Raw genomic sequence first — 18,627 nt, forward strand, 5'->3', positions numbered from 1 at the left:
TGTCTTCTGTGTAATACCGCCTATGGCTGCTGCTGATTAATCTCAACAGACAGTTGCTGATGACCATCAAATGGCGTGACGGCACTGGTGCCGAACCAATCCCCGGACTGCGGGTTGGCGCTGCCATCACGTGAGATACGCACGCGTACCTGAACCTGATGCTGAGCAGAAAGAAGCCGCTCCGGCATCATGGCATTGCTGTCATCCAGCGTCAGCGATAGAGGAAAATGGCTTAACGGTAATTTTTTCACCGCCACCGGGACGGGAGAAACACCATCAGCAACGGAAATATACAACACTCCGCCAGCGGGTAACATTTTTTCTGCACCCGGTGCCAGAGTGACGGAAAGCGCCAGATGGCTGTTCTGCTTGCCGGATTCCGTTTTTGCCTGCTCGATGCTGCGCTGGATCATTACCCCGCGCTTATCGTCAGCAGGTAACAATTGTAACATCTTTTGCCAAACGGCAATGGCCTCAGGATAGTGCTGCTGACTAAAAGCATTAAATGCCAACAGGCTTAGCACCCGCAAATTATCACCGTCCGCTTTGATCATCTCGTTCAGCATCACGCTCGCCTGACGATTATCTTCCGGATCGGGAGAACGCGTCAGTACGTCCGCGTAGCTGAGCTTCACTTCGGGATTATTGGGCGCCAGCTGCATCGCGCGCTGGAAGGCTTTGGTGGCCGTATCGGCATTATTCAGCACCATGCCGATCCGCCCCAACATCAGCCAGTCGTTGACGTTCTGCGGATCGTCCTGCAGCGAGCTGCGCACGCCAAGCCCCAGCCGCGCCAGTTCTTCCATGGTCAGCGGTTTGGCAGCGGGATCCATCACCTGCGCACGCAAGGCCGGCAGATCGTTTTTCACCTGCTGCCAGGACATCACCTGCGCAAAGCCACCGGTTTTGAAGTAGAAGCCCAGGCTGACCAGAATCAGCACCAGCACGCCAGGCAACAGCACCCAACGCCCTACGCTACGTTCAACGATCTCTTCATCTTTTGGGATATCGTGCAGCAGGGTTTGCTGTAACTCACGCACCATCTCTGGCCGCTCGCCCACCACACCCTGATCTTCATCTTCTTCCAGCTCTTTCAGACGCTGATGATAAAAGGCTTTATTCAGCGCATCGCGTTCAATTGAAACCGGGCGATGTTTGCGCCCGCCGGCAATCAGCAACAGCGCGCAGGACGCTATTAACAGCGCCAGAATGGTTAACCAAAATCCACCCATTATTGCTTCCTGTTATTCTTTAAGAGCGCATTCAGGCGCTGTTGCTGTTCCGCATCTATCTCGTCATCTGGCCTGCGCTTTTTACTGCGCAGTACGATCACCATCGCGCCAATAATCACAAACAGCGCCGGACCGGCCCACAAAATCAGGGTTGATGGCATTACCGGCGGTTCATAGGTGACGAAATTGCCGTAGCGCGCCACCATATATTGCTTAACCTGATCCGGCGTCTGGCCGTTTTGCAGCAGTTCATAGACCTTCAGCCGCATGTCGCTGGCGATCATCGCGTTGGAATCGGCGATGCTGTTGTTCTGGCATTTTGGACAGCGCAACGATTCCGTCAGGTGGCGATACTGCTGCTCCTGATCGACGGAAGAAAATTTATAGGTATCAATGTTGTCAGCCAGCACGCTGCCACTGAGAAACAGCGCTAAAATCAGGACGATCCCTTTCATGCACCCGCCTCCTTGCTGTATTTATCCCATAACGGCTTCACTTCACGGTTCCACACGTCGTCGTTCAGATCCCCGGCGTGGCGATAGCGAATAATCCCTTTGCCATCGATCAGGAAGGTTTCCGGCGCGCCATAGACGCCCAGATCCAGCCCCAGCATGCCATCACCGTCATACAGGCTCAGGGCATAAGGGTTGCCCAGCGTGTTCAGCCAGTTGATCGCCTTATTGCGATCGTCCTTATAATTCAGCCCGACCACGCGCACGCCCGTTGACGCCAGCGAATTCAGATACTGATGCTCGGCCCGGCAGGTCGGGCACCAGGTCGCCCAGACATTCAGCAGGATCGGTTTGCCGTCAGTGAGCACTGACTGATTGTAGGTTTTACCCGGCTGATCCAGTGATTCCAGCTTAAACACCGGCACCGGCTTGCCGACCAGGGCCGACTCCAGCAGCGTGGGATCGTCACCGTGCGCATTGCGGTTCAGCTGCCACATCAGGGCCGCCGCCAGCAGCAGGAACAGCACCAGCGGGATATAAAGAATTTTCTTGCTCATGCCAGCTCCTTCTCTGCTTTTTTGCGTGAACGGTAGCGCGGGTCACACAGGCAGAAAATACCGCCAACGGCCATAAACAGACCGCCGAACCAGATCCAGCGAACGAAAGGTTTGTAGTAAATACGCACCGCCCAGGCGTTATCGCCCAGCTCTTCACCCAATGCGGCATACAGGTCACGGGTAAAGCCACCGTTGATCGCGGCTTCGGTCATCATGGTGTGCGCCACGCTGTAGTAGCGTTTTTCCGCGTGCAGTGTCGCTTCGTGCTTGCCGTTACGCGTGACGTCGATAATGCCGACGCCGCCGGTATAGTTCGGCCCTTGCAGGTTGTGCACATCGCGGAAGGTGAAGTGATAGTTTTGGATGTCGACCGTATCGCCCGCGCGCATGCGCACATCGCGCTCAACGCTGTAGTTCTGGCTGAAGGCAATACCGATAACCGTCACCGCCACGCCCAGGTGACCCAACACCATTCCCCAGTGGCTGCGGGAAAGATGGGTTAACCCTTTAAAGAAGCTGTGACGGTGAGTGGCGCGTTCGTGCAGCTCCATCAGCGTCAGGAAAATGACCCAAATCGACATCAGCAGGCCGACGACCGCCATCGCTTCGATGCGGTCCTGCATCAACCACGGCAGCAGGATCGACAGCACCAGCGTCCCCACCAAGGCCACCGCCAGACGCTTCCACAGTTTCTGCGGTTCATCACGACGCCAGCGCACCAGCGGGCCAATACCCAGCATCAGCGCCATTGGCGCCATCAGCCAGGTAAACAGGGTATTAAAGAAGGGTTCGCCAATCGAGATGCTGCCAAGGCCCAGCTGTTTGTGCACCAGCGGCAACAGCGTTCCCAGCAAGACCACCAGCATCGCGGCGATCAGCAGCACGTTGTTACCCAGCAAGAAGGACTCGCGCGACCAGACTTCATTCTGCACGCGGCTGCGGACTTTGCTGCCCTTCACCGCATACAGCAGCAACGAGCTACCGATAACAATCACCAGGAAGGCGAGGATAAACATCCCGCGCGACGGATCGGATGCGAACGAGTGTACCGACACCAGTACGCCAGAACGCACCAGGAACGTCCCCAGCAGGCTCAGTGAGAAGGCGGTAATTGCCAGCAGCACTGTCCAGGCTTTGAAGGTGCCGCGTTTTTCGGTCACCGCCAGCGAGTGGATCAGCGCGGTGCCGGCCAGCCACGGCATAAAGGACGCATTTTCAACCGGATCCCAGAACCACCAGCCGCCCCAGCCAAGCTCATAATAAGCCCAGGCCGAGCCCAGCACGATGCCGACGGTCAGGAAGACCCAAGCTGCGGTGGTCCACGGGCGTGACCAGCGCGCCCAGGCGGTATCCAGCCTGCCCGCCATCAACGAGGCGATCGCAAACGCAAAGGCCACCGAGAAGCCCACGTAACCCATATAGAGTATCGGCGGGTGGAAGATCAGGCCGATATCCTGCAGCATCGGATTCAGGTCGCTACCGTCGATCGGGAAGTCCGGCAGCGTGCGGGTAAACGGATTCGACGTCAGGGTGATAAACAGCAGGAAACCGAGGTTAATCATTCCCATCACTGCCAGCACGCGCGCGATGGAATCCATCGGCATGCCGCGGCTGAACAGCGCGACGGCGAGCGTCCAGGTGCTGAGCAACAGCAACCACAGCAGCAGCGAGCCTTCATGCGCACCCCAGGTGGCCGCAATACGGTAGTAAACCGGCAGCAGCGTATTGGAGTTGGTCGCCACATAGGCCACGCTGAAATCGTTGACGATAAAAGCATGAACCAGTATCGCAAAAGCGCCAAGGATACAGGCAAACAGCGCGAAGCTCAGCGGGCGCGCCAGCCCCATTAAACGGCGATCCTGCCGGGCGGCGCCCCACAGCGGGTAGATACTTAACAGCAGCGAAATAGCCAGCGCCAGACAGAGCAGAAAACTGCCGATTTCCGGCATCATGACTGGCCACCTTGTACGGGTGGCTGATAGGCCGACTGCGGGCCTTTAGGATTGGTTTTCATCGCGTCCTCAATTTCTGGCGGCGTATATTTTTCATCGTGTTTTGCCAGCACTTCCTTGGCTTCCACCAGATTGCCGTTCTGCAGCACACCTTGTGCCACCACGCCCTGCCCTTCACGGAACAGGTCAGGAAGAATGCCGAGATAGCTGACGCTGATGACGCCACGGGCATCATACAATTTGAAGGAGACCTGAAGCGTCTGCGGATCGCGCTTCACGCTGCCCGGCATCACCATGCCGCCGACGCGCAGGCGCTGGCCGGGTTCGGGCTTCACGTGGGCTTCCCCTTTACCGTCAATAATTTCACCGGGTGTGTAAAAAAGGTCGATGTTTGAACGCAGTGCGTACATCACCAAAGAGGTGGCCAGACCGAGGCCCACCAGAATTGCTGTCACCATGATCAGGCGACTTTTACGGCGCGGATTCACTGTTGTTCTCCTGCGGCTTCACTGGCTCGTTTTTTACTTTTGGCGACGCGGATGCGACTTTCCCGCGACTGACGCTGGCGAATGTCATGCAGCAGGCGATGACGCTGGATAACGGTGTGCAGCACCAGCCCGGCGAGGGCAATCAGCGTGCAGGCAACCGCCAGCCAGACATAAAAGGCGTAACCGCCCATGGCAAAGAATGCTGACCAGGATGAGAATGCTGGGGTCATGCTTTGCGCCCTCCTTTCGCTGCCAGTTCAGCCACCCACGGGCGATGGCGTTCGGTAAACAGCAGCAGATTACGCAAGCGCATCAGCGTCAGTGAGATGAACACCAGCAGATAACCGAGGATCGACCAGCGCAGCGGCGAGCGCATGCTGGGGTCAATCGACTGCTGAAGCATGCCGGAGGAACCCTGATGCAAGGTGTTCCACCACTGCACCGAGTAATGAATGATGGGCAGATTAACCACGCCGACCAGGATCAGGATCCCGGCGGCACGTCCCGCCATCCGGCGGTCGTCAAAGGCGTTGTACAGGGCGATGACGCCCATATAAAGGAACAGCAGAACCAGTTCAGAGGTGAGGCGGGCATCCCAAATCCACCAGGTGCCCCACATCGGCTTACCCCAGGCAGAACCGGTGATCAGCGCAATAAAGGTAAACACCGCGCCCACCGGCGCCATGGCGGCAGCAGCCAGGTCGGCGGTTTTCCATTGCCAGACCAGACCAATAAAGGCAGCGATAGCCATTGAGGCATAGATACCCATTGACCACATGGCGGCCGGGACATGGATATACATGATGCGGTAGCTGTTTCCCTGCTGATAATCGGCCGGGGCGAAACCAAATCCCCAAATCCAGCCCAGTAACAGTGCTGCGACGCCCAGCACCGCGAACCAGGGCACCAAACGACCGCATAACCGGTATAGCCGGTCGGGCTTACCGAGTTGATGTAACCATTTCCACATTATTATTTTGCTCACATAAAAAGAAAAAGCGTTCTGGTGTTTTTTATTAGAAATCAGTTAATGCACGCTAACCCGCAATGCTGCGGCGGTGGCGAACGGCGCCAAGGTGGCACTGCCCACCAACAGGGCTCCCAATATAGCCAGGTAGCCGTCAATCGGTAATCCCATGCCGGCAGCGTCTATGGCTGCACTGGCAAATATCAGCACCGGCACCGCCAACGGCAATACCAGCAAACTCAGTAATACGCCGCCGCGACGCAATCCGACGGTCAGTCCAACGCCGATGGCCCCAAGAAAACTCAGGGTTGGCGTACCCAGCAGCAGCGTCAGGGCAATGGCTCGCCAGCTGGCAAAATCCAGCGAAAGCAGTAAAGCAGCCAGAGGAGATAGCAACAATAACGGCAGGCCGGTTACCACCCAGTGAGCGGCCACTTTCCCCAAAACCGTTATCGGCAGTGGCGTCGGCAACAACAGCAGTTGTTCCAGCGAGCCATCAAGAAAGTCATCACGAAACAGGCGTTCAAGGGCCAGCAACGAGGAAAGCAATGCCGCCACCCAAACGATGCCCGGCGCGATACGCGCCAGCAATTTAGGTTCTGGCCCAATTCCCAACGGGAACAGGGTAATCACGATCAGGAAGAACCACAGCGGATTAATGATTTCCGAGCCACTGCGAAATGCAATGCGCAGTTCGCGCTTAAGGACACGCCAGAACATCAGACTACCTCCGAAGAGGTAAGACGAATTTTGCGAACTGTGCGATGTGCCGACGGTAAATCCTGATGGGTGGTTAAAATCACCGCCCCGCCGTTCTCCGCATGGAGGTTAAACAGCGCCATCAGCTTTTCCACGCCGGATTTATCAATGGCGGTGAGCGGCTCATCCAGGATCCATAAAGGCGAACGGCTTAACCACAATCTGGCCAGCGCCACACGACGCTGCTGGCCTGCGGAAAGCTGGGAGACGGCGACATCTTCAAATCCGGTTAAATCCACCTCTTCCAGCGCCGCCATCAGTGACGCTTCAGACTGGCTGGCATGATAAAAATGCAGGTTCTCGCGTGCGGTCAGTACCGCTTTCACACCGGGCTGATGCCCAAGGTACAGCAACGCGGCGTGCCAGGTTTCACGCTGGTGACGAATGGGCTTTTGCTGCCACAGCACGTCGCCCTGTTCAGCCCGGCTGAGCCCGGCAAGGATCCGCAGCAGAGAGGTTTTCCCTGCCCCATTCGCCCCTTCAATCTGGACAATATCGCCCGCTGAAACGGTAAAACTGAGATCGTTAAACAGCGTGCGTTCATCGCGTACGCAGGTCAGATTGTTGGCTTCCAGCATCAAAAAAATTCGCGCTTAGTAGAATTGGGCGAAATAGTACCACAGGCAATCAGTTCATCGCAGCCTGCAGTAGCCCTGCATTTTTCCCGGGTAAGGCATTATGCCTGTTACGCGTCACAAATCGCGCAAAAAAGCCTTGCGGTTAAAGGTTTGTTACGCTTCTTCTGAGGTTTCGTTACATTTCAACTTCCCGATAAACACGCTACGCTTAGAGAGTAATTACCACTGGGAACTAAAATAATGAATAAGAAACAGGATGATGGCGAAGTAGAAAGTCAGGAAAGTGAACAAGGCGAAGAGATCGAGGTGGATGAGGAGGCCCTGCCCTCACGCGCGGCGGCGGTACATGAGCAGATCCGTCAGGAGGGTGAAAAGGAGTTAGAACGTGATGGGCTGGCCCTGCTGTTTTCGGCCATTGCGGCAGGGCTTTCGATGGGTGCTTCGCTGATGGCTAAAGGGATTTTTCAGGTCAATCTGGAAGGCGTGCCGAGCGCGTTTATTCTGGAGAATCTGGGCTACACCTTTGGCTTTATCATTGTGATTATGGCGCGACAGCAGCTGTTTACGGAAAACACCGTTACGGCGGTATTGCCGATTATGCACAAACCGTCGGGCAGCAACCTGCTGCTACTGCTGCGTTTGTGGGGCATTGTGCTGGGCGGTAACCTGGTCGGTACGGCGCTGGCGTCACTGGCCTTCACCCATATGCCGATATTTGATCAAGCTACGCGGGATGCCTTTGTGGCCATCAGTCAAAAAGTGATGGAGAACTCACCGGGAGAGATGTTTGCCAATGCGGTGGTATCCGGCTGGATTATCGCCACCATGGTGTGGATGTTCCCTTCTGCCGGTGCGGCAAAAATCTGGGTCATTATCCTGATGACCTGGCTGGTGGCCCTGGGCGACCTGGCGCATATCGTGGTTGGTTCGGTGGAAGTGCTCTATCTGGTGTTTAACGGGGTGATCAGCTGGCATGAATTCCTCTGGCCGTTTGCCCTGCCAACCCTGGCCGGCAATATCATCGGCGGCACCTTTATTTTCGCGGTGATCAGCCATGCACAGATCCGCAACGATATGAGCACCAAAGCCAAGGCTAAGGCGAAAGCAGAAGCAAAAGCCAAAGCGAAGAAAGAAGGCAAGGTTCAGCAGGCGGAGTAAGGCGGTTTTGTCACGCAGCAGACTTGAATGATAAAGGCCCCGATGGGGCCTTTTTTACAGGATAACCGGCGAGATTGGCATCCTGTCAGCGCTTAGTTGAACATCGACCAGGTGGCGGCGTAGAAGGTTCCGGCATAGACAACATAACCCACCCAGATCACTGTGATCACCGCAAGGGACAGTTTCATAGACATAGTCTTACCTCTTCAGGACGTTAGCGTAGAGCCGTGGATTTACTTTGCTTTACAGTAGTCCTGCACGATTAGGGCAATATTGATCCAGCGCATAAATTGCGGATTTAGCTGCTATAGGGAAAATTGCGTTTGCGGGGTGTTTTGCGGTAACCGGGCAGTTGCGGCAGGAAACTGTGGGTAACTGGCGACAAAACCAGCAGTTGACCGGGTAAGTGCTTAATCTGCGACTAAAAGCGCGCTATACTGCCGCCCGCTGTCTCCTTAGTTAAATGGACTAATTAATTATACAGATTAAGCTACTGAAAAATATCACATAAAATCAAAAAACTTCCAGTTGAATGTACACACATATGTACTCACAATAAAAAAACCCTAAAACTTCCATAAAGTTGACCGATAAAGTTTTATATCCTTTACTCATTGCCTAGGCACTAGCCTTGGAGCAGCAGGATCCGATACTCAATCTTTAAGAGTGACAACCGTATTAGTAATGGTACAATTTGCGGCATAACTAAGGTTATCAGTAAAAAAAAAGCAATAACTTATTGTTCTAATTATATTAAAGGCGGCCATGCAAGCTAACCCTCAGTCAGTTTCAAGCTTAGTCAACAACACTTTATGGGATCATATCTTGTCCCATACAGTTCCTACGTTGGAAGAAATCGACAAGATTGAAAAAGACATACGTCATCAGGACGAACCTTTCCGTTCATACTTGACGGCTCTTTTAATGGCCTCCCAAAATGATTTCGATAAGGCAGTCACGTATTTTCTTACTGCGTTAAAGACTGAAAATGAGTTCATTGCCTCAAACTACCTTGCTTATCTAGGCTTTTCCGCTCATAACTTATTCCACAGAGAAGAGCTGTTTCGCTTAGAAGAGCGCTACTGCACTTCAGAACACCGTCGTGTAGCGCGTAACATCGCCTATAGCTTGGGGAACACCAAGCTGATACGAAAATATAACTTGAAGTTATTAGCTTTGTATGATGGCGAGCAACGTCAGCGTTACAAGGATGAAGGGGATCACATGATTTCTCTAGTTGAAAATTTCAAAACGGCTTCTACCCTCACCACTAATGAGATAGAAATCCTTTGTGACGAGGTTGAAGGGATTGCAAACCGTCATGGTGTAAACTGTGTTGGAGTAAGTTACTTTGTCAGTTCTGAGGCCGACAATGCATACATTGTCCGCGCTGAAACTGAAGACCCTTACATGCTGGCTGAGCTAAACATTGAGCTTTCTGACTTGCTCTCAGATGAAAAATACTGCTCTAAGCCTTTCACTTCTTGGTTCAAAAGCGACTCAAGTAGAAAGGAGAAGAGCCAATGAGTGTAAGAGGAAAAGATTTCTTAGAATTTGCAAATCGTTGTGTTGATGAAGGCAGCGAGATCGGTTATCGAAATGCCATGGGTAGAGCTTACTATGGGGTCTATCATGAAGTTTCATGCATACTTGAAAAGGCTATATTTGTTCATACCCATCAAAGCATCAGGGATTATTTAACCACAACCTCATGGTTAAAAGGTAATGAGCCATTTGAAAAAATGAAACTCATAGCTCTAGGCTCAAGATTAAAACAGATGCACACCAAGAGAGTCGCAGCTGATTACGATTTACTTGAAACATTCAACGAAGTAGATGCAAGGGCTGTACTTGTCCAAGCAGAGAAGTTTATGGAAGTCATGGATGAAATGTACGAAAAGGTTTATCCAAAATCTCCCGCCGCTTAGATGAAATATAAAAACTTCTGTAGGAACCATGCCTTGGCGCTCAGAAAACTTCATAAAGCAGTTTATTTGGCTGCTTTATGAAGCTTATATTGTTATCAGTTTCCTATCTACATTGATTAGGAATGATGGAATTATATTCTTTCAGATGCAGGGGCGCTCATGGAATTCATATGATGTAGTCTTGTTAATCGCATAAGTCACCACACCAAATATCTCCACTGCTTCGTCTCCCAAAAGCTCCCCACCTAAGCTTGTGATCTGTTCCATAGTCACAATATTCACTAATGCAGGTTGAGGGTAAAATTTCATCATACAGAGCACATGCTCCCCTTCTATAGTTGCAACTACCAACGACCCATCGACAGGCCTTTGAGAGCTATCGACTACTAATAGAGCGTCCCTCATCACACCATATTGGGGAGCGTTAGTGCTAGCCTTCATAAAATATGTAGCCGAGGGTTTGGAAACGCAATGCTCATCGAGTGAAATAGGTCGTTCTACAAAGTCCTGTGCCGGTGATGGAAATCCCATATCAGAGGCCCCCGTTATTTGGAGTGAACAGGTGGAACGTCCGCCGTTCTCCCTCTTCAGTCGATATGTCGCGGAAGCTACCCTGGTAGTGCTCAATCCAGCGGTTGGCATCAGCCAGGGTGAAATTGTGGTTCACCTTCGTCAGATGCTCCACGAATTCCACAGTGGTAACCGTGCGCTTGCCGTTCGGCGCTATCCTGATGCTTGCTCTGAATGCTGTTGCTATGTCGTCTCTGCGTGCCATGATAATCCCCTTCACAAAATACTGTATGTGCATACAGTAGTATTGATCGGTGCAGGCTATCAAGGGGATTTTGAGATAGAGGTGTTAGATGGTTGATGCAGGAGGAGATTTAGCTTGTAGCCTCACCTTTTGACAGTGCAGCTTTAATATCATCAATCGAGGACAGTGCTTTTTCGGGATCGACCAATGCCAGTTCAACCAGACTGAAAAGCGCTTTGATTGCTTCGGTGTGATATGCAGCCGCCACACCAGCAACATTAAGCGACTTAAAATCCTCTATTACTGTTCCATCAGTGAACTCGCGGAGCCCAGTATTCATGACAGCTGTTGGGCAGCTTTTTTCAACATCCTGCGCAATCAACCCAACTTCAGACATGCCATCTTTTTTATCGTAGGTGCAACCTCGCCATGAGAGAACCGCCTGTAAAGATTTTGGAACAAGTTTAATGTTTGATTTATGCCTCTCATCCGAGCCACTTATCCACGAACCGTCACATGTACCATTGCCGTTATCATAAAACCCGAAAACTTTTGGGTTGGTGTTCCACGTTACAATCCTTGTGAATATATTCTGTGCGGTTCCTGTAACGTCGATAGTCATGTACTGATTGTTGTTTAAAGACGCTTGCCCGAGGTAGTTGATACCACTTTGCGCACCCGGGGCGGTTTTGATTATTGCTGGGGCACCAACCACGCTGCTGAATATCTGAGATGTCATTGTTCCGCCAGTTCGCTGCAATGCCCCCGTGATACGTGAGTCATTACCTTGCGCTGCTGTGCCGGCGGTTGTTCCGTAAGTTGCAAGAGCGGTCCATGCATCTGCTTTTGTTTTAGCACCAGTACCGCCCTGGGTGATAGCGACCGCTCCAGAAACTAAATCAGCTTTATTAGTTATTGCCGTAGCTATGCCGTTCCATGCCGGGCCGGTCCATGAAGTTCCGTCGGGCAAGGTAACTGTGACATTCCCTGTTCCTGTAAAAATCTGCTGCCAGTTATTTTTATCCAGATTCATACCACGAATAGCGTATGTCACTTGCGCTGCCAGTTGGGCAGTGATGGCGGCCATTGTTCCGTATGGCACCGGATTCCATGACAGACCCGAAGTTGTTGGCCCATCATATTTTTGGATCACCGTTAGGGATGTATTGGACGCAATAGCGGCCACGCCTAAGGTATAAAGCACTCCGCCCACAGTGGCGGTCACAAAGTCATTAACTTTAAGCTCAGTTGTGAAGGATGTCCCGGTGCCGGTAATAGTGGTTGAATTGTTGGTTAACGAGATAGTGCCTGCTGGCATAACATTTCTCCGGGCAATAAAAAACCCGGCACGGTGGCCGGGTTTATGGAATGAGGGTATTTTCTATTTGTCAGCGAATGTGAATTCGTGAGGGACATCCTGCCGAGGTGACTGCTCGTCAAACTTCCAGTGCTTCATCCCCTTAGTTATCTCTTTCTCAAAGACATAACGCGGTTCAGCCTCAATAAACCTGATGTTCTTCACCAAGCCATCTACGCCGATGTCGTATAGCACTTTTGCATGGCCTGTTACCCGAAGGCGCTCAGCACGGTCGGGATAATTGATGCCATGCGTTTCTGCCAGAGAGAGGCTACTGACGGACATTGCCAAAATGAAAAGTAAAGTTTTCATAATATTTCCACGCTGTTTTTCCATAAGCTAAAACAAGCTGAATCCTTAAGCAACAGACGCATGGATGATATTCTTTAATCAAAAAGATCGCTTTTGCTCATCATGAAAGATTAGGGATAATGGCGTATGGAATGCGCAAACCATACGGCTGAAAAGTCTGCGCCCAACTTCTCTGGTTCTGATTAATCCAATAGACCTGCAGGTTTCCAGAGTCGTATCTGAAAAATAGACCCGAGTATCCCGTTCCCGAGTCTTCACCGTATGACAGATTACCAGGGCAGTTGCTGGCTAGCAGCCAGGTATTTGTGCCTATAGCCTGAGAATAAACATTTGTGTCGAGCGCAAATCCAGCTGGGATATCGAAGAACCCCATAACCCGTGGAATCTTGCCGGCTGAAACTGCCGACCAAACTAACTGTCCTGCAGCGTTATAGACGTCGCGATATCCACTGACTATTGGTACATCGGTTCCGGTTCGCGCCATTGAACCTGCATTGACAGTTGCCAGCGGTTCGTTACCGTTACAGAAGACTGCCTTAGCGCCATTGTTGAATTTGAACCACTGAAGGTTCCCATCTAACGGGAATGGGTTCAATGTGTAACCCATGTCTCTTGAATCCCCGATCGGCGTGGTAATACCGTATGCTCCTAATTCATCAACCCCTGCATAAGGCCTGTTATCTCGGAAGTAAGTTCCAAAATAGTCAGAGTCGATAGTTACCGCTCCTGCGGCATTGAATACCTGGTAGCCGCTCATAGGAATCCATATAAATTTACAGTTAAAGTTGCTGCAGCATTATTCGGTGCGATACCAATTATCCTGAAGCCGCCATCGTAAGTCCTCACGGCAAATTCAGATATTGAGAAAACGCCTCCACCCGATGTTGTGGCCACGACAACGCCAAAGCTTCCATTAGCCTTGAGCCCCGAGTAACCAGTGGTCACTACAGCAGTATTTGCCGGATATGAGACATTAATAGCGCCCAGAAACCTGCAGTTGTAATCACCAATATCCACGACTAACTTCCCTGTTGCATCCCAACACTGTAAGCCTGCTGGCATTGCTCCCCCTTACCAAAGCCCATCTTTGATTCGTAATGTCCCATTGGAGTCATATACCTGCCGCAATGTACCCGTGTCGACCACCCGGCCAGATCCATTTGCTGCGTTTCGTTCAAACGTACCCGACTTATCCAGTCTCCAGCCGGCAGAGCCAGACACGAAATTATTGGACTGAATAAAATCCCCAATTTTGGCGTTAGTTATTGTGCCATCCTGAATGAATGCACTACTGATGAACACCTGGCCGTTAACAACAGCAAATGGTGAATATTGCGTATCTCCGGATCCACTCATGAGAACAAACTGATTGGCGTTAAATCCCATACGCGTAGATACCGGTTGACCAGCCTGAGCCAGCACTGCGATCGACATGCCCGCATTGTAGGTCACCCCATTGATACGCACGCCAGTCTTCAGCGTATAAATTGCTGATGCGCCATTGCCATCTACTACTGCGGTCAACTTGTCTTCCAGAGACGCTACGACATCACCGATTTGTGCCTGGACCTGTGCGGACAATTCGGCCATCGCTTTATCAACTTCGGCAATAGTCGTTTTCACTATCAGAATGTCAGCGCGGACCTCGCCATACTGTTTGAACTGGTGATCGACGGTTGCACCAATATCCAAGGCATTCTGGAGTAACGCCTCGATGTTGGTTTCGATGTCACTGGTGAGCCTTTCGCCATCTGCTGAAGAAAGAAAATCATCTGCGATGTCGCCCAGGTAATCATCTGCATTATCGTTGGCCATCCCCCTGATCCAATCGGTATAGCCGGACTCGTTCCCAGTTTTATCGACCAGCTGAGCCCGGTACCAGAATTCCTGACCGGCACGCAAACCCAACTGCGTATAGATTGCCTGAGGATACGGAACATCAGAAAGGAGCAAGGGGTTTGACTGATCACTGTTTGCCGAATACTGGATTTCGGTTTTCAATGTGTCAGAAGTGTTCTCCGGGAAGCCCCAGTTCAGCTGTATGCCCCAGTTGATACCTGTGGCCGCGAATCCAACCGGTTTTGGTGGGTTGCCTTCTTTGCCTGTCAGCGTTACTTCATCTGAGTAGCCCCAGTTGCTGGATATTTCTGCAGCGTTGATGGCCCGAACCCGAACTAGATAACGCCCTGCATAAATACCAGGGACTTCAAAGGAAGTTGTTGAGCTGCGTGGTGCATTAACCCAGTTGCTGTCGTTACGACGCCATTGAGCTTCATAAGCGATAGCATTAGCCGTCTCATCCCATGTCGCACGCATCGTCTGGACGCTGATACCCTGATTCACGATTGAATATGATCCAATCTGAATATTGGCCGGAGGTAACTGGCTACCAGGGGGAACTACACTAATTTGACGCTCATCGATTATTGCGCCGGTATCAATGCGGGCATATTTATCCGGATCATGATAGGCGGCAGAAATTGTGAATGTGTTATCGTTATTATCAGCGACACTCAACACGCGATATTGCTGAGCATAAAGCTCATTCGATTCGACTACCCACACGCTTTCTGCCTGCGGCGTTTCTCCGTAAGCAACAGTCACGGTTACCACATTGCCGCTGACGGACTGAATTGTGCGGCTTTGCGAAGCCCCTGACGGCAAGTTGAGGATGAGCCGGCCACCCGCCACAGCATCAGGAACGCGGTCGAGTGTAATGGCCCTCCCGTTCACAGAATGAATACGGCCACCCGTGATTTTTCCTGACAACATTTCATCGGCCACAGCGATGATATAGCCAGGCTGCGGGATCATGCCATCAAGGCCAACACCGAAGGTCACGATCCGGTCTTTGTTGTTGGTCAGAATGCCCCAGCGTCCCTTCCGGTTTGCCTCTGACTGACGGGTACATCCAATCGCGGTGAGCTCCAGTTGGTTGAAGCCATAACGGGCCACAAGGTCCTGTTCAAATACCGGCTCCATTGCATCGGCATACGCATTGTCCGGATCGGACCATGAAACAAGAGCTGTTGTGTAACGCGTTTTGGTCGTACTGCTGGAATATGTGAACATGCCATCAAGCACGTTCGCACGGGTATAGCTGTAATCAACATCACGTGGCATATCAGCCAGTGATACAATCTGATTACCACCCCAATAAGTCATACCCCGAAAGATTGCAGCGAAGTCTCTTAGAACGGTATATGCCTCATTCCTGCTCTGAACGTACACATCACACTTATAGCGTGGCTCAGTTCCGCTGCCGCCCTTACCATCTGGAACAGCCTGATCGCAATACTGTGCAACACTGTATAACTCCCATTTATCTATATTCGCAGCGGTCAACCGATTGCCGAGTCCAAAACGGTCTGACACAACCAAATCATAGAAAACCCATGCAGGGTTATCTGTCCATGCCCATTTAAATACGCCAGTCCAGGTGCCGCTATAAGTTCGCGCAATAGGATCGTAATTATCTGGTACGCGAATAACCCGGCCTTGTGGCTCACAAGAGATTTGCGGGATTGAGCCGTTAAATTGGCTTGAGTCGAATTCAATGTAAAGCAAAGCGGTGTTTGGGTAGCGCAGCTTTGCGTCTATGACTTCGGTATAACTCTGAATCGACATTGCATCGCCAATTTTGGCGCTGTTTGCATCAGTAGTTTGTTTGCGCAGGCGAACAGTCCAGGTGCTACCGGCTTGAGGCAAATCAATGCGATGGCTTCGCTCGTAACCTGAGGTGGTCTTGCCGGTTACAGCAGTATTCAAAACTGTCTGGAATGCACCACCATCTGTCTGAAGCTCTATGGTGTAATTGATCGAGTATCCAACCAGATCACCGTCATCTTCCTGCTTGAAAAGTGACGGCCATTTAAGGCGAAGACGAATAGCGGAAAGTTGGGTGTTCGTGAAAGTGTGCGTCCAGGCAACTGAGCTTTTTACCTCAGTACCCACACTGATTTCATTCTCGGTGCCAGGCAAGCCCTGAATGTAGGTTTGTGCTTGGGTACCTCCGCGAAATTCCCAAACTACACCGCTGAAATTACTTGAACCATCCGAGTTTTGAAGAGGTGTCCCATCTAGGAAAATAGTCTGTCCTGTAAGCCCACCAGCGAATTCGCCCTCACCCAGCGCAATCAGCAACTTTGCTTTAGCGATCGACTGAAGGTCATCAGGCTGTTCTACAGGTGTACGGGATGAAGAGCTGCCACCTTTGCGGCCACTGATTGTGGTTGCTGTTGCCATATTGCGCCCATGAAAAAAGGCCGCCGAAGCGACCTTAAAAAGGTTGAGGGGTTTTACTGTTGGTCTTCAACGTATATGCCGGCTGAAATTATTGCACCGCCGATCCGGCGCTTACCGTAAAGGAGCGGTACCGGATAGCCCTGAGCAGCGGTATTGGTCACGCCTCCAAATGCATATGAAGCCTGATTATCGGAGTCCTGCTTACTTGCCAATCCTGCGGCCTGCGGTGAAAGCATTTGAATGACCCCGCCAAGCATCATCGCAGCGCCGACCTTGGCTACACCAAATCCCACTGCAGATAGAGTGCCTCCGCTGAAATAACCTATAACAACACCTACAACGACGAGAACAGCTCCTATGATTGTTTGAAGTGCACCTGCTTTTTTGCTTCCAATAACCACGGGTACAATTCGAATAACTTCCTCTGTCACTGGGTAACCTAAATCATCTAAGCCGATATTTTTCTTACCAACGAAAACGGCATAGGTTAACCCGCGAAGCTTGCTGCTATTAAGGTAACGCTCAAAGTTATGGATTGTTTTGCACAAAGCATGAATCGCTTCTGCTTTGGTTCTGACAAGCCGCTGATGAGTTTTGCCAAATGCTTTTGCAAGCGGTCCTGCAAGCTCAATTGTTGTCATTTTTTCTGGTTGTAGTGAGCTCATATTTTCCCCATAAAAAAACCACCCGGAGGTGGCTTATTGCAAAGTGGTTGGTCTTATGTCCAGATTCCCATCGCCATCAATAAAGACTCTGGCTGATTTTTTTTCTGAAGGAGCGAGAGTTATGTATCGTTCTTGCCGCTGACCGGATTGTCCGCACAAGCCTTTACCCATTATCTGGGCACCTACCGCCCATTCACCAGGCGGCAATGCAAAGCTGGCTTTTTCTTTCGGGTCCAAAGTTGCTACTTTCTCACCGTTAATAAACACATCAGCATAACAGCCACCACCTGTAAATCCTGAATCTCGTACAACGGTTAGCTGTGACTGTTCCTTTTCAAAATTCTGGTACTTATAGATTCGATCGCTTGGGGCTTGCTTTGCCTGACTTGGTGGCACTACAGTACTTGCACAAGCGGAAAGGGAAAGGGCAATAAAAATCACGATAAATTTTTTCATAATCATCCTTTAAGTTAATTAAACGAATGATAGCAGCCATTATCTACATGACAATGAAACTAAATAAAGTCATTGTGCCTGACAATCTTCACTGTTCTTTCATGCCAATAACCACCATAGGGCACGCGTTGGCTAAGCATGCCGTACATGTGGTGTAGCAACATATTTCCTTCAAGCAGAACGCCAGCATGGTTTGCCACCGGGGCTTGTACCTGCATAATGATCAAGTCACCAGCCTGCGGTTTCCCGGTGAACTCGCGAAAGCCGCATTCATACCAGTTATCAAGATAACGGTTTTCTTCCCCACTTTCCCACCATGGGTAATCTAATCGGTAATCCGTTAACTCTATGCCGTGCTGCTGCCAGAAGTAGCTCATTACCAGCCCCCAGCAATCCGTGTGACCCAGAACGAAGGGACGCTCAAGCAGAGGTAACTCTCCGCGCGGCTGAATGGTTCGAAAATCCCCTTCAGGCCAACTGACAATATGCCACGGCATCTGAGTGGCATCGCACTGTGCTTTGTCCAGTTCGCTGGGTTGAGTGGTGGCGTCTGGATGACTGTGAGCGATAGCGATGACCGATCCCCAATCTTCTGCGGCTGCGTAATCTTCTGGGCTAAGTTGAAAATGCTCCTCTGGATTATCAGAAAGATTCCTGCATGGAAAATAACGCTCTACTCTACTTTTCTGAGCCACCACGCCACAGCACTCATTTGGATAGCATTGCTGGGCATGCTCAAAAATAGCCCGCTGAGTTTTTTCACGCAT

At 51.2% G+C, this 18,627-nt stretch carries 22 protein-coding genes and 1 pseudogene; 3 read left to right on the plus strand and 20 right to left on the minus strand.

The window, feature by feature from the left end; all coding sequences use genetic code 11:
• Nucleotides 1–20: 20 nt before the first annotated feature.
• Genes ccmI through ccmA form a run of 9 tightly spaced genes read right to left on the minus strand, consistent with a single transcriptional unit; the run spans nt 21 to nt 6,985 of the window.
• Complete coding sequence (gene ccmI / locus E2F51_RS22870; protein WP_013203159.1) at nt 21–1,232, minus strand: c-type cytochrome biogenesis protein CcmI; 1,212 nt, start codon at nt 1,230–1,232, stop codon at nt 21–23.
• The gene (locus E2F51_RS22875; RefSeq protein ID WP_134824650.1) at nt 1,232–1,687 is read right to left on the minus strand and encodes a cytochrome c-type biogenesis protein; all 456 of its coding nucleotides are present in this window, start codon (nt 1,685–1,687) and stop codon (nt 1,232–1,234) included. Before E2F51_RS22875 ends, ccmI begins: the two co-directional genes overlap by 1 nt.
• Entirely contained in the window at nt 1,684–2,241 is a 558-nt protein-coding gene (locus E2F51_RS22880) for a DsbE family thiol:disulfide interchange protein (protein WP_013203161.1), read from the minus strand. Before E2F51_RS22880 ends, E2F51_RS22875 begins: the two co-directional genes overlap by 4 nt.
• Nucleotides 2,238–4,193, minus strand: coding sequence for a heme lyase CcmF/NrfE family subunit (locus tag E2F51_RS22885; RefSeq protein ID WP_053144365.1), 1,956 nt, complete (start codon nt 4,191–4,193; stop codon nt 2,238–2,240). Before E2F51_RS22885 ends, E2F51_RS22880 begins: the two co-directional genes overlap by 4 nt.
• A complete protein-coding gene (gene ccmE, locus E2F51_RS22890) occupies nt 4,190–4,681 on the minus strand; it encodes a cytochrome c maturation protein CcmE (protein ID WP_134824651.1) in 492 nt (163 codons plus the stop codon). Before ccmE ends, E2F51_RS22885 begins: the two co-directional genes overlap by 4 nt.
• Nucleotides 4,678–4,911, minus strand: coding sequence for a heme exporter protein CcmD (ccmD, locus tag E2F51_RS22895; RefSeq protein ID WP_134824652.1), 234 nt, complete (start codon nt 4,909–4,911; stop codon nt 4,678–4,680). The genes ccmE and ccmD overlap by 4 nt, the downstream gene beginning before the upstream one ends.
• Nucleotides 4,908–5,651, minus strand: a complete 744-nt coding sequence (locus tag E2F51_RS22900) for a heme ABC transporter permease (RefSeq protein ID WP_013203165.1) — start codon at nt 5,649–5,651, stop codon at nt 4,908–4,910. Before E2F51_RS22900 ends, ccmD begins: the two co-directional genes overlap by 4 nt.
• Nucleotides 5,652–5,708: 57 nt before the next feature.
• A complete protein-coding gene (gene ccmB / locus E2F51_RS22905) occupies nt 5,709–6,368 on the minus strand; it encodes a heme exporter protein CcmB (protein ID WP_013203166.1) in 660 nt (219 codons plus the stop codon).
• Complete coding sequence (gene ccmA / locus E2F51_RS22910; RefSeq protein WP_053144373.1) at nt 6,368–6,985, minus strand: cytochrome c biogenesis heme-transporting ATPase CcmA; 618 nt, start codon at nt 6,983–6,985, stop codon at nt 6,368–6,370. Before ccmA ends, ccmB begins: the two co-directional genes overlap by 1 nt.
• Before the next feature lie 240 nt (nt 6,986–7,225).
• Here ccmA and E2F51_RS22915 point away from each other — a divergent pair, with 240 nt between their 5' ends.
• From E2F51_RS22915 to E2F51_RS22925, 3 genes are all read left to right on the plus strand, one after another.
• Nucleotides 7,226–8,143 carry a formate/nitrite transporter family protein gene (locus tag E2F51_RS22915; RefSeq protein WP_134824653.1) on the plus strand — a complete coding sequence of 306 codons (918 nt, stop codon included), beginning with the start codon at nt 7,226–7,228 and terminating at the stop codon, nt 8,141–8,143.
• A gap of 765 nt (nt 8,144–8,908) precedes the next feature.
• Nucleotides 8,909–9,670: a hypothetical protein gene (locus tag E2F51_RS22920; RefSeq protein WP_134824654.1), complete on the plus strand. Its 762-nt coding sequence runs from the start codon at nt 8,909–8,911 to the stop codon at nt 9,668–9,670.
• Nucleotides 9,667–10,071, plus strand: a complete 405-nt coding sequence (locus E2F51_RS22925) for a hypothetical protein (RefSeq protein ID WP_134824655.1) — start codon at nt 9,667–9,669, stop codon at nt 10,069–10,071. The genes E2F51_RS22920 and E2F51_RS22925 overlap by 4 nt, the downstream gene beginning before the upstream one ends.
• A gap of 141 nt (nt 10,072–10,212) precedes the next feature.
• Here the strand turns inward: E2F51_RS22925 and E2F51_RS24170 are convergent, their stop codons facing one another.
• From E2F51_RS24170 to E2F51_RS22975, 11 genes and pseudogenes are all read right to left on the minus strand, one after another.
• Entirely contained in the window at nt 10,213–10,383 is a 171-nt protein-coding gene (locus tag E2F51_RS24170) for a hypothetical protein (RefSeq protein ID WP_245174208.1), read from the minus strand.
• Between the two features lie 66 nt (nt 10,384–10,449).
• A pseudogene (locus tag E2F51_RS24360) lies at nt 10,450–10,713 on the minus strand (hypothetical protein); the annotation flags it as partial.
• On the minus strand, nt 10,604–10,846 hold the full coding sequence (locus E2F51_RS22935; protein WP_209215461.1) for a DNA polymerase V: 243 nt from the start codon (nt 10,844–10,846) through the stop codon (nt 10,604–10,606). The pseudogene E2F51_RS24360 and the gene E2F51_RS22935, both read right to left, overlap by 110 nt.
• A 109-nt stretch (nt 10,847–10,955) precedes the next feature.
• Nucleotides 10,956–12,143 carry a tail fiber domain-containing protein gene (locus E2F51_RS22940; RefSeq protein WP_134824657.1) on the minus strand — a complete coding sequence of 396 codons (1,188 nt, stop codon included), beginning with the start codon at nt 12,141–12,143 and terminating at the stop codon, nt 10,956–10,958.
• Nucleotides 12,144–12,206: 63 nt separating this feature from the next.
• Entirely contained in the window at nt 12,207–12,494 is a 288-nt protein-coding gene (locus E2F51_RS22945) for a TonB family protein (protein WP_167738424.1), read from the minus strand.
• A gap of 100 nt (nt 12,495–12,594) precedes the next feature.
• Nucleotides 12,595–13,251, minus strand: coding sequence for a hypothetical protein (locus E2F51_RS22950; protein ID WP_134824659.1), 657 nt, complete (start codon nt 13,249–13,251; stop codon nt 12,595–12,597).
• Entirely contained in the window at nt 13,248–13,556 is a 309-nt protein-coding gene (locus E2F51_RS22955; RefSeq protein WP_134824660.1) for a hypothetical protein, read from the minus strand. The genes E2F51_RS22950 and E2F51_RS22955 overlap by 4 nt, the downstream gene beginning before the upstream one ends.
• Nucleotides 13,557–13,565: 9 nt before the next feature.
• On the minus strand, nt 13,566–16,739 hold the full coding sequence (locus E2F51_RS22960; RefSeq protein WP_134824661.1) for a host specificity protein J: 3,174 nt from the start codon (nt 16,737–16,739) through the stop codon (nt 13,566–13,568).
• A 53-nt stretch (nt 16,740–16,792) separates the two neighbouring features.
• Nucleotides 16,793–17,404: a tail assembly protein gene (locus E2F51_RS22965; protein WP_225309832.1), complete on the minus strand. Its 612-nt coding sequence runs from the start codon at nt 17,402–17,404 to the stop codon at nt 16,793–16,795.
• 33 nt (nt 17,405–17,437) lie between these two features.
• Nucleotides 17,438–17,860 (minus strand): hypothetical protein, encoded by a 423-nt coding sequence (locus E2F51_RS22970; RefSeq protein ID WP_134824662.1) that lies wholly within the window; start codon nt 17,858–17,860, stop codon nt 17,438–17,440.
• Nucleotides 17,861–17,919: 59 nt separating this feature from the next.
• On the minus strand, nt 17,920–18,627 hold the full coding sequence (locus tag E2F51_RS22975; protein WP_134824663.1) for a C40 family peptidase: 708 nt from the start codon (nt 18,625–18,627) through the stop codon (nt 17,920–17,922).

It is taken from the genome of Erwinia sp. QL-Z3 (genome assembly GCF_004551645.1).
GTDB lineage: Bacteria > Pseudomonadota > Gammaproteobacteria > Enterobacterales > Enterobacteriaceae > Erwinia > Erwinia billingiae.

Coding starts and splice junctions, on each gene's coding strand:
- E2F51_RS22955 (WP_134824660.1), bottom strand. CDS start 13,556: ATGCCAGCAGGCTTACAGTGTTGGGATGCAACAGGGAAGTTAGTCGTG.
- E2F51_RS22875 (WP_134824650.1), bottom strand. CDS start 1,687: ATGAAAGGGATCGTCCTGATTTTAGCGCTGTTTCTCAGTGGCAGCGTG.
- E2F51_RS22920 (WP_134824654.1), top strand. CDS start 8,909: ATGCAAGCTAACCCTCAGTCAGTTTCAAGCTTAGTCAACAACACTTTA.
- E2F51_RS22915 (WP_134824653.1), top strand. CDS start 7,226: ATGAATAAGAAACAGGATGATGGCGAAGTAGAAAGTCAGGAAAGTGAA.
- E2F51_RS22900 (WP_013203165.1), bottom strand. CDS start 5,651: ATGTGGAAATGGTTACATCAACTCGGTAAGCCCGACCGGCTATACCGG.
- E2F51_RS22945 (WP_167738424.1), bottom strand. CDS start 12,494: ATGAAAACTTTACTTTTCATTTTGGCAATGTCCGTCAGTAGCCTCTCT.
- E2F51_RS24170 (WP_245174208.1), bottom strand. CDS start 10,383: ATGATGAAATTTTACCCTCAACCTGCATTAGTGAATATTGTGACTATG.
- E2F51_RS22960 (WP_134824661.1), bottom strand. CDS start 16,739: ATGGCAACAGCAACCACAATCAGTGGCCGCAAAGGTGGCAGCTCTTCA.
- ccmI (WP_013203159.1), bottom strand. CDS start 1,232: ATGGGTGGATTTTGGTTAACCATTCTGGCGCTGTTAATAGCGTCCTGC.
- E2F51_RS22935 (WP_209215461.1), bottom strand. CDS start 10,846: ATGGCACGCAGAGACGACATAGCAACAGCATTCAGAGCAAGCATCAGG.
- E2F51_RS22940 (WP_134824657.1), bottom strand. CDS start 12,143: ATGCCAGCAGGCACTATCTCGTTAACCAACAATTCAACCACTATTACC.
- ccmA (WP_053144373.1), bottom strand. CDS start 6,985: ATGCTGGAAGCCAACAATCTGACCTGCGTACGCGATGAACGCACGCTG.
- E2F51_RS22965 (WP_225309832.1), bottom strand. CDS start 17,404: ATGAGCTCACTACAACCAGAAAAAATGACAACAATTGAGCTTGCAGGA.
- E2F51_RS22950 (WP_134824659.1), bottom strand. CDS start 13,251: ATGAGCGGCTACCAGGTATTCAATGCCGCAGGAGCGGTAACTATCGAC.
- E2F51_RS22970 (WP_134824662.1), bottom strand. CDS start 17,860: ATGAAAAAATTTATCGTGATTTTTATTGCCCTTTCCCTTTCCGCTTGT.
- E2F51_RS22925 (WP_134824655.1), top strand. CDS start 9,667: ATGAGTGTAAGAGGAAAAGATTTCTTAGAATTTGCAAATCGTTGTGTT.
- ccmD (WP_134824652.1), bottom strand. CDS start 4,911: ATGACCCCAGCATTCTCATCCTGGTCAGCATTCTTTGCCATGGGCGGT.
- E2F51_RS22885 (WP_053144365.1), bottom strand. CDS start 4,193: ATGATGCCGGAAATCGGCAGTTTTCTGCTCTGTCTGGCGCTGGCTATT.
- ccmB (WP_013203166.1), bottom strand. CDS start 6,368: ATGTTCTGGCGTGTCCTTAAGCGCGAACTGCGCATTGCATTTCGCAGT.
- E2F51_RS22975 (WP_134824663.1), bottom strand. CDS start 18,627: ATGCGTGAAAAAACTCAGCGGGCTATTTTTGAGCATGCCCAGCAATGC.
- E2F51_RS22880 (WP_013203161.1), bottom strand. CDS start 2,241: ATGAGCAAGAAAATTCTTTATATCCCGCTGGTGCTGTTCCTGCTGCTG.